At 64.2% G+C, this 7,755-nt stretch carries 5 protein-coding genes; 4 read left to right on the forward strand and 1 reads right to left on the reverse strand.

Annotated elements, in window-relative coordinates; all coding sequences use genetic code 11:
* Window positions 1-74 precede the first annotated feature (74 nt).
* The 4 genes from NKH35_RS23080 (at window position 75) to NKH35_RS23095 (ending at window position 5,054) form a co-directional block, all read left to right on the forward strand.
* On the forward strand, window positions 75-1,550 hold the full coding sequence (locus NKH35_RS23080) for a sensor histidine kinase (RefSeq protein ID WP_023684525.1): 1,476 nt from the start codon (window positions 75-77) through the stop codon (window positions 1,548-1,550).
* Window positions 1,550-4,516, forward strand: coding sequence for a bifunctional [glutamine synthetase] adenylyltransferase/[glutamine synthetase]-adenylyl-L-tyrosine phosphorylase (locus tag NKH35_RS23085; RefSeq protein WP_352916552.1), 2,967 nt, complete (start codon window positions 1,550-1,552; stop codon window positions 4,514-4,516). The genes NKH35_RS23080 and NKH35_RS23085 overlap by 1 nt, the downstream gene beginning before the upstream one ends.
* A gap of 65 nt (window positions 4,517-4,581) precedes the next feature.
* The gene (locus tag NKH35_RS23090; RefSeq protein ID WP_352916554.1) at window positions 4,582-4,905 is read left to right on the forward strand and encodes a hypothetical protein; all 324 of its coding nucleotides are present in this window, start codon (window positions 4,582-4,584) and stop codon (window positions 4,903-4,905) included.
* On the forward strand, window positions 4,854-5,054 hold the full coding sequence (locus tag NKH35_RS23095; protein ID WP_352916556.1) for a hypothetical protein: 201 nt from the start codon (window positions 4,854-4,856) through the stop codon (window positions 5,052-5,054). The genes NKH35_RS23090 and NKH35_RS23095 overlap by 52 nt, the downstream gene beginning before the upstream one ends.
* Before the next feature lie 103 nt (window positions 5,055-5,157).
* Here NKH35_RS23095 and NKH35_RS23100 read toward each other — a convergent pair whose 3' ends face one another.
* Window positions 5,158-7,479 carry a PAS domain-containing sensor histidine kinase gene (locus tag NKH35_RS23100; protein ID WP_023684522.1) on the reverse strand — a complete coding sequence of 774 codons (2,322 nt, stop codon included), beginning with the start codon at window positions 7,477-7,479 and terminating at the stop codon, window positions 5,158-5,160.
* Window positions 7,480-7,755: the final 276 nt, after the last annotated feature.

The following is a 7,755-nucleotide window of genomic DNA, read 5'->3' on the forward strand; positions in this document are numbered from 1 at the left end:
GAGAAGATCATGCTCCAACAAAGGGGTAGGTCATGATGAGATTTCAGCCAAATCTCATCATGAGCTAGAACTCGATGGCCCTTTCCCTGCCGGCCATCATGAGGACGACGGCGGCGCGGCTTTCAGCGCTTTATTTCCTGCTTTTCGCGCTATGTGCCGTGTTGCTGGTCTTCTACATGACGTCGTTGTCGGCCCGCATGCTGACCGGCCAGACCCAGCAGACCATCAATGACGAGGTGCTCGGCCTCGCCCGTGCCTATCAGAGCGGCGGCCTGCCGCGGCTGGTGCGCGTCGTCGAGCAGCGCTCGCGCCAGCCCGGCGCCAACCTCTATCTCATTGCCGATGTCAACGGCCAGATCCTCACCGGCAACGTGCAGAGCCTGGCACCGGGGGTGCTCGAGACCGATGGCTGGACGACCGAACCCTTCTCCTATCGCCGTTTCGGCGAAGGTGAGCTCGAACGGCAGCGCAACCAGGCTGCCGACCCGAACGGCGCGCAGCCCGGCGAGACCGAAATTCAGTCCGAGGGCGAGAAGGGCCACAACGCCATCGCGCTGGTGCTGCGGCTGCCCAACCAGATGATCATGCTTGTCGGCCGCGATCTCGGCGAGCCCGAGCGCTTCCGCGCCGTCGTCCGCCGCGCGCTGATGCTGGCGCTGGGCATGATGGGCCTGGGCGGGCTGCTGATCTGGTTCCTTGTCGGCCGCGCCGCGCTGAAGCGCATCGACAGCGTCTCGGAGGCAAGCCGCCGCATCATGGGCGGCGATCTCACGGGACGGCTGCCGGTGACCGGCGCCGGCGATGAGTTCGACCGCCTGTCGGAAAACCTCAACACCATGCTGGCCAGGATCGCGACGCTGAACGAAGGGCTGAAGCAGGTCTCCGACAACATCGCCCATGATTTGAAGACGCCGCTGACCAGGCTGCGCAACCGCGCCGAGGCCACACTTTCGGGCAAGCACAAGACCACCGACTACCGGCTGGCGCTGGAAGGCACCATCGCCGAATCCGACCAGCTGATAAAAACCTTCAACGCCATCCTGATGATCTCCAGGCTGGAGGCCGGCTATTCCTCGGAGAGCACCAGCAAGGTCGATCTCGCCGCCGCGGTGCATGACGTTGTCGAGCTTTATGAGCCGGTGGCGGAGGAGGCTGGCGTGGTGCTTGAAACTGCCGCGGACGGGAATTTTTCCGTCGATGGCAACCGCGAGCTGATCGGCCAGGCACTGTCGAACATCGTCGACAACGCCATCAAATACTCGACCGATGCGACGGAAAAGCCTGCCGTGCGCGTAGCCCTGCAGCGCGTCGGTCACGAAATCCGCCTTTCCGTTTCCGACAATGGCCATGGCATCCCCGACGATGCCGACCGCGCCAGGGCGACCGAGCGCTTCGTGCGGCTGGAAAAGAGCCGCTCGCAGCCGGGATCCGGCCTTGGTCTCAGCCTCGCCAAGGCGATCATGACTTTTCACAATGGCCGGCTTGAACTTCTGCCTGCCAATCCCGGATTGTCCGTTATCATGAGCTTCCCGGGGCGGGAGGACCATTGATGGCGGTGCGGATGGCGCAGAAACGGATCGAGACCGAATGGCGCCTGCAACTGGCGGCGCAGCTCGCGCCGCTGGATGAGACCCGCGCCCGGCGTGAACTGTCGGAGATCGCTGGCGATGCCAAGGACGAGAACCTGCCGCGGCTGGCGAAATTCCTAGGAGGCAAGGGCGCGGCCCAGGAGTTTCTCGCTGCGGTCTTCGATCTCTCGCCTTTCCTCCGCGATGTCGCGCGCCGCCGGCCGCAAATCCTCGACGCGCTGTTCGATGTCAGTGTCGAGGCTCGGCTGCTCGCCATCGCCGAAGCGATCGGCAAGGCCGCCTTTTCCGAGACCGTTTCCGAATCCAGCCTGATGATGGAACTCAGGCAGTGGAAGGGTGAAGCTCACTTCCTGATCGCACTTGCAGACCTCTCCGGCGAGGCCGATACCGCGCTGACGGTAAGGCGCCTCAGCAATCTCGCCGATGCCTGCACCTGCGCGGCGGTCGACTTCCTGCTGCGCGAGGCGCACAGCCAAGGCAAGCTCAAATTGCCCGATCCCGAAAATCCGTCACGGCAATCCGGCTGGATCGTGCTCGGCATGGGCAAGCTTGGCGCGCATGAACTGAATTTCTCCTCCGACATCGACCTCGTCGTCTTCTTCGATCCGGATGCGCCGGCGATCGTCGATCCGCTCGAGGCCACAGAGCTGTTTGCGCGCCTGACCCGCAGGCTGGTCCGCATCCTGCAGGACCGCACCGGGCACGGCTATGTCTTCCGCACCGATTTGAGGCTTCGTCCCGATCCAGGCTCGACGCCGCTGGCGATCCCGGTCGAGGCAGCACTTCGCTACTATGAGGCGCGCGGCCAGAACTGGGAGCGCGCCGCCATGATCAAGGCGCGTCCCGTGGCCGGCGATCTCGATGCCGGGGACGCGTTCCTGCGGGAATTGCAGCCCTATGTCTGGCGCAAATACATGGACTATGCGGCGATCGCCGACGTTCATTCGATCAAGCGCCAGATCCATGCCCACAAGGGTCATGGCGAGATCGCGGTCAAAGGACACAACGTCAAGCTCGGCCGCGGCGGCATTCGCGAAATCGAATTCTTCGTCCAGACCCAGCAACTGATCGCGGGCGGCCGTTTTCCGGAGCTGCGCGGCCGCGAGACGGTGCCGATGCTGGGTGCGCTGGCGGCGCGCAACTGGATCACCGCCGATGCACGCGACGCGCTCACGCAGCAATATTGGTTTCTGCGCCGCGTCGAACACGCCATCCAGATGGTCGCCGACGAGCAGACGCATAATCTGCCCGACGATGATGAAGGGCTGGAACGCATCGCCCATATGCTGGGCTTTGCCGATGCCGCCAGATTTGCCGAAACCTTTCGCGCGGCTTTGCATGAGGTCGAGCGCCATTACGCCGCGCTGTTCGAGACCGCGCCTGAATTGTCGGCCGGCGTCGGCAATCTGGTCTTCACCGGCGATGTCGACGATCCCGACACGCTGCAGACCTTGCACGGCCTTGGCTTCCAGCGGCCAAGCGACATCTGCCGCGTGATTCGAGGCTGGCATTTCGGCCGCTACCGCGTCACCCAGTCTGCGGAAGCGCGCGAGCGGCTGACCGAACTGACGCCGGCGCTGCTCAAAGCCTTCGGCCAGACGCGCCGGGCCGACGAGGCGCTGGTTCGCTTCGACGAATTCCTCGCCGGCCTGCCCGCCGGCATCCAGCTGTTTTCGCTGCTGCAGTCGAATCCCGCCCTGCTGAAACTAATGGCGACGATCATGGGCGCCGCGCCTCGGCTGGCGGCAATCATCACAAGGCGCCCGCATGTCTTCGACGGCCTGCTCGACCCGGCGCTGCTCGCCGAACTGCCCAACCGAGCCTATCTCTCAGCGCGGTTGGCCGCTTTCATCGAAGGCGACCGGGCTTATGAGGACGTGCTCGACCGTTTGCGCATCTTTGCCTCCGAGCAGAAATTCCTGATCGGTGTCAGGCTGCTCGCCGGCAAGATCGACCCCGCCCGCCCCGGCCCCGCCGTTTTCGATCTCGCCGACCTCACCATCGACGCCGCATTGCAGGCGGTGACCACCGAATTCGCGCTGCGTCATGGCCGCATCGCCGGCGGCACCGTGTCGCTGCTCGGCATGGGCAAACTCGGCAGCCGCGAGCTCACCGCCGGCTCCGACGTCGACCTCATTCTGCTCTACGACCACGACGCGAATGCCGACGAGTCCGACGGCGACAAGCCGCTCGCACCATCGCACTACTATACCAGGATGACGCAGCGGCTGATCGCGGCTGTCTCGGCGCCGACCGCCGAAGGCGTTCTCTACGAGCTCGACCTGCGCTTGCGGCCATCCGGCAACAAGGGCCCGGTGGCCACCCACATCGATGCCTTCAAGAAATACCAGCGCCAGGAGGCCTGGACCTGGGAGCACATGGCGCTGGCCCGGGGGCGCGCCATCGGCGGCGACGCGGCCCTTTGCGCCGAGGTCGAGGCCGAGGTGGCGGCACTTCTGGCCTTGCCGCGCGACGCCGCCAAGGTGAGGGCGGAGGCATCCGAGATGCGCGCGCTGATCGAGAAGGAAAAATCGCCGCGCGATCTCTGGGACATCAAGCTCATCTCCGGCGGCCTCATCGACCTCGAATTCATCGCGCAGGTGGCGGTTATAACCGGGCAGGTCGAAGCCGGCCGCAGGGTGACCGCGACCGGCGAAAAACAGGCGCATCTGTCGCCGGATTTCGCCGAGGCCGACGTCAGGCAGCAGCTTTGCGAAGCCTACCAGCTCTATCTGGCGCTGACCCAGATGACGCGGCTTTGCCTCACCGGCGCATTCGAACGCGATGACGTTCCGCCGGGACTGTCGGATCTGCTTCTGGCGGTGACTGACCTGCCGGATTTCGGTGTGCTGGAAGCACACCTCAAGGAGACGTCGCAAAAGGTCAGAAAGGATTTCGACCTTTTGCTTCGTACGAAACGGTTGTGAGGGCGTGAAGCGCTGGCGGCTGTTTCGGATCGCATCGGGGGTGACGATGCAACAGGAGAATACCCATGAGAAAGACAACCGGACTTGCCCTTGCCTTCGTCGCGCTTGCCGGCGCCGTTGGCACCACCGCCTATGCCGAGAACAATGCCAGCGCCAGAATGCGCGAGGGCGCGATGATGCGCCTCGACAAGGCGATGAAGGATTCCAACGGCACCATTAGCTTCGACCGGTTTTCCGACGCCATGAACGCGCGGCTGAAGAAGCTGGTCGCCGACAATGGCGGCAAGCTGACCGTTGCCCAGCTCGCCGACGCGCTGGAAAAGGCGCGGTTCGAGAAATGGCAAAGCGTATCGTCGCCCGCTACGACACCAAGGGCGACGGCACGCTGACCACGGACGACATCACCGGGCGTGAGAAGAAGGTGTTTGCCATGCTCGACCGCAACAATGACGGCAAGATCGAGCGCAACGAACTCCCAAAGAAAGGCCGCATGGGCCGCCACCACCAATGGGACGGCGGCGACGACAGCATGGAGTGAGTGGCGATATGTCTCCGGCGGCGAAAGCCGCCGGAGCCCTTACATGACCGCGGCTACCCAGTCCTTGAACGCAGCGGAGAGCACCGCTCGCATTGGCGGGCCGTCAGGCCGCCGCCTTCACCGCCGGTTGCGCCTTCTTCACCGGGATGCGCACCGACACGATCGTGCCGACGCCTTCGGTCGAGCGGATTTTCAGCGCTCCTCCTTGCAACTCGGCCAGCGAGCGCGAGATGGCAAGGCCGAGGCCGGAACCGGCGTGGTTCTTCGAAAACTGGTTCTGCACCTGTTCGAAGGGGCGGCCAAGCTTGCTCAGTGCCTCCTTCGGAATGCCGCAGCCATTGTCCTCGATGGTCAGCACCAGCGCGCCTGACGTGTTGCGGGCGCGCACCGAGATATGGCCGCCCTGGCCGGTGAACTTCACCGCATTCGACAGCAGATTGATGGCGATCTGCTTGATCGCCCGGCGGTCGGCGAACAGCGTCATCGTATCGGCGATGCGGGTTTCGACCGTGATCGATTTCTCCGCCGCCTGCAGCGAGATCACCCGCACCGTCTCGCGGATCAGCGGGCAGAGATCGATTTCCTCGCGGTCCACCGAGAATTGGCCGGCTTCGATCTTCGACATATCGAGTATGTCGTTGATGACGCCGAGCAGATATTTGCCGCTGCCGTTGATGTCGTTGGCATATTCCTCGTAACGCGGCGAACCCAACGGCCCGAACAGGCCCTGTTCCATCAGTTCGGAGAACCCGATGATGGCGTTGAGCGGCGTGCGCAGTTCATGCGACATGTTGGCCAGGAACTCGGACTTGGCCCGGTTGGCGGCCTCGGCGCGCTCGGTTTCCTTCATGTATTCGCGGTTGAGTTCGACCAGTTCCTTGGCGCGTTCCTCCTCGGCACGGCGGGCAAGGCTGAGGTCGTGGATGGTCGCCATCAGCCGGCGCTCGCTGTCGACCAGCTTTTCCTGGTGCAGCTTGATCTGGGTGATGTCGGAGCCGACGGAGACTGTGCCGCCGTCCCGGGTCCTCAGTTCGTTGACCTGCAGCCAGCGTCCGTCGGAAAGCTGCCGCTCGAAGGTCGCGCCGCCTTGTGGCCCGTTGGTGTTGGCCAGCCGCCGTTCCGAGGCGAAGGCCAGCATGCGCTCTTCAAGCACGGCGCGCGCAGCGCCCGGCATGACGTCGCGGTCCGACAGGCCGTTGTCCTTCTGGTATTTGGAATTGCACATGATCAGGCGCTGGGCGGCATCCCACAGCACGAAGGATTCGTTGATGTTTTCGATCGCGGTCCGCAGGCGCAGGTCGGCCGCCTCCGAGCGCAGCGCCAGATGCCGCTGCTCGGTGACGTCGACGGCAATGCCGATCAGCTGGATCTCAGGCGCTTCCGGGTCGATCACCTGGGCCCTGGCGCGCATCCACACCCACTGGCCGTCGGCGTGACGCATCCGGAACACCTGGTCGATATGGTCGATCTCGCGCTCGACGATTTTGTTGGCCAGCTCGAACAGGTCGCCGTCCTCGGGGTGGATGATGTCGTCGACCTCGCCGAACGACAGCATCGAGTTGCAGGGCTCGTAGCCCAGCATGTCGTACATCGAGCGCGACCAGTACATCTTGCCGCGCACCATGTCCCAGTCCCACAGGCCGCAGCGACCGCGAACCAGCGCCATGTCGATGCGCTGATGGGCTTCGAGATAGATGCGGTCGGCTGTCTGGGCGCGCGATGCCTGGCCGAAATAGGCGTAGAGGATGATGATCAGCACGCCGGCTGTCAGCACAAACAGCGTGACGTTGAGCGAGACGGTCTTGCGCCAGTTGTCGAACGCCGCTTCCTGCGGCACCAGCACGGCGGCGGCGTTCTTGCGGTCCCGGGTCAGGCTCACCGCCGCGTACCAGTCCTGGCCGCCGATGCTGACATCCATGACCCCGGCGCGGTCGCCGAACATGAACAGCGGCTGGCCGTCCAGCACCAGGCTGTCCAGCGATCGCCCTTGCCAGCCGGTCGACAGCGGCGACACGGCAATGATCTTGAAGGCGCTGTCGGTGATCACAAGCACATGGCTTCTGCCCATGGCGCCCTGGCGGCTCGTGCTTTCCAGAAGATCAATTGCACCGCTGGATGCCGCGGTCGGGTCGGCCGAGATTGCGTTCGCCATCTGGCCGGCGGCGAGACCTAGCACCGCCTTGCCGTCGCGCTCGGCCTCGTCGCGCTCGTTCATCAGCGACAGCACGCGCAGTGCGGCGATGACGATCAGGAAGATGATGATGAGAGCCGGTATCGAACGGCGCAGAAGGGGTTCGGCAGCCAGGAGCCGCCGGTAGGCTGGTTCAGCGATGAGCCGCGTATTGCCGGCGAGGCCGTCGCCTCGCGCCTTGCGCCGCTCAAAAGCCGTCCCTTCGGGCGCGCCCCACGCGTCCGCCTTGGCCATAAATGGCACTCCCCGAATTTCCGTACGCTTGACGATCCGGCAACACCGCACATCCGAATCGTCTGTAAAGAATCAAAGGTGATTCGCCTTGTCCAGAGGCGCGGCCGAAAAACATTAAAAATTGATTGAAATAACGCTGAAATCCCTCCCCTTGAGGGGAGGGTGGCCCGCAGGGCCGGGGGGGGTCCTCCGCGAAGTGCTCCATCCTGCTAAGTCATGGGTTGAGGCAGTTGAGGTGACCCCACCCGCCTCGCTTCGCTAGCACCCTCCCCTCGA

The sequence above is a fragment of the Mesorhizobium sp. M1143 genome (assembly GCF_040318435.1).
Classification (GTDB): Bacteria; Pseudomonadota; Alphaproteobacteria; order Rhizobiales; family Rhizobiaceae; genus Mesorhizobium.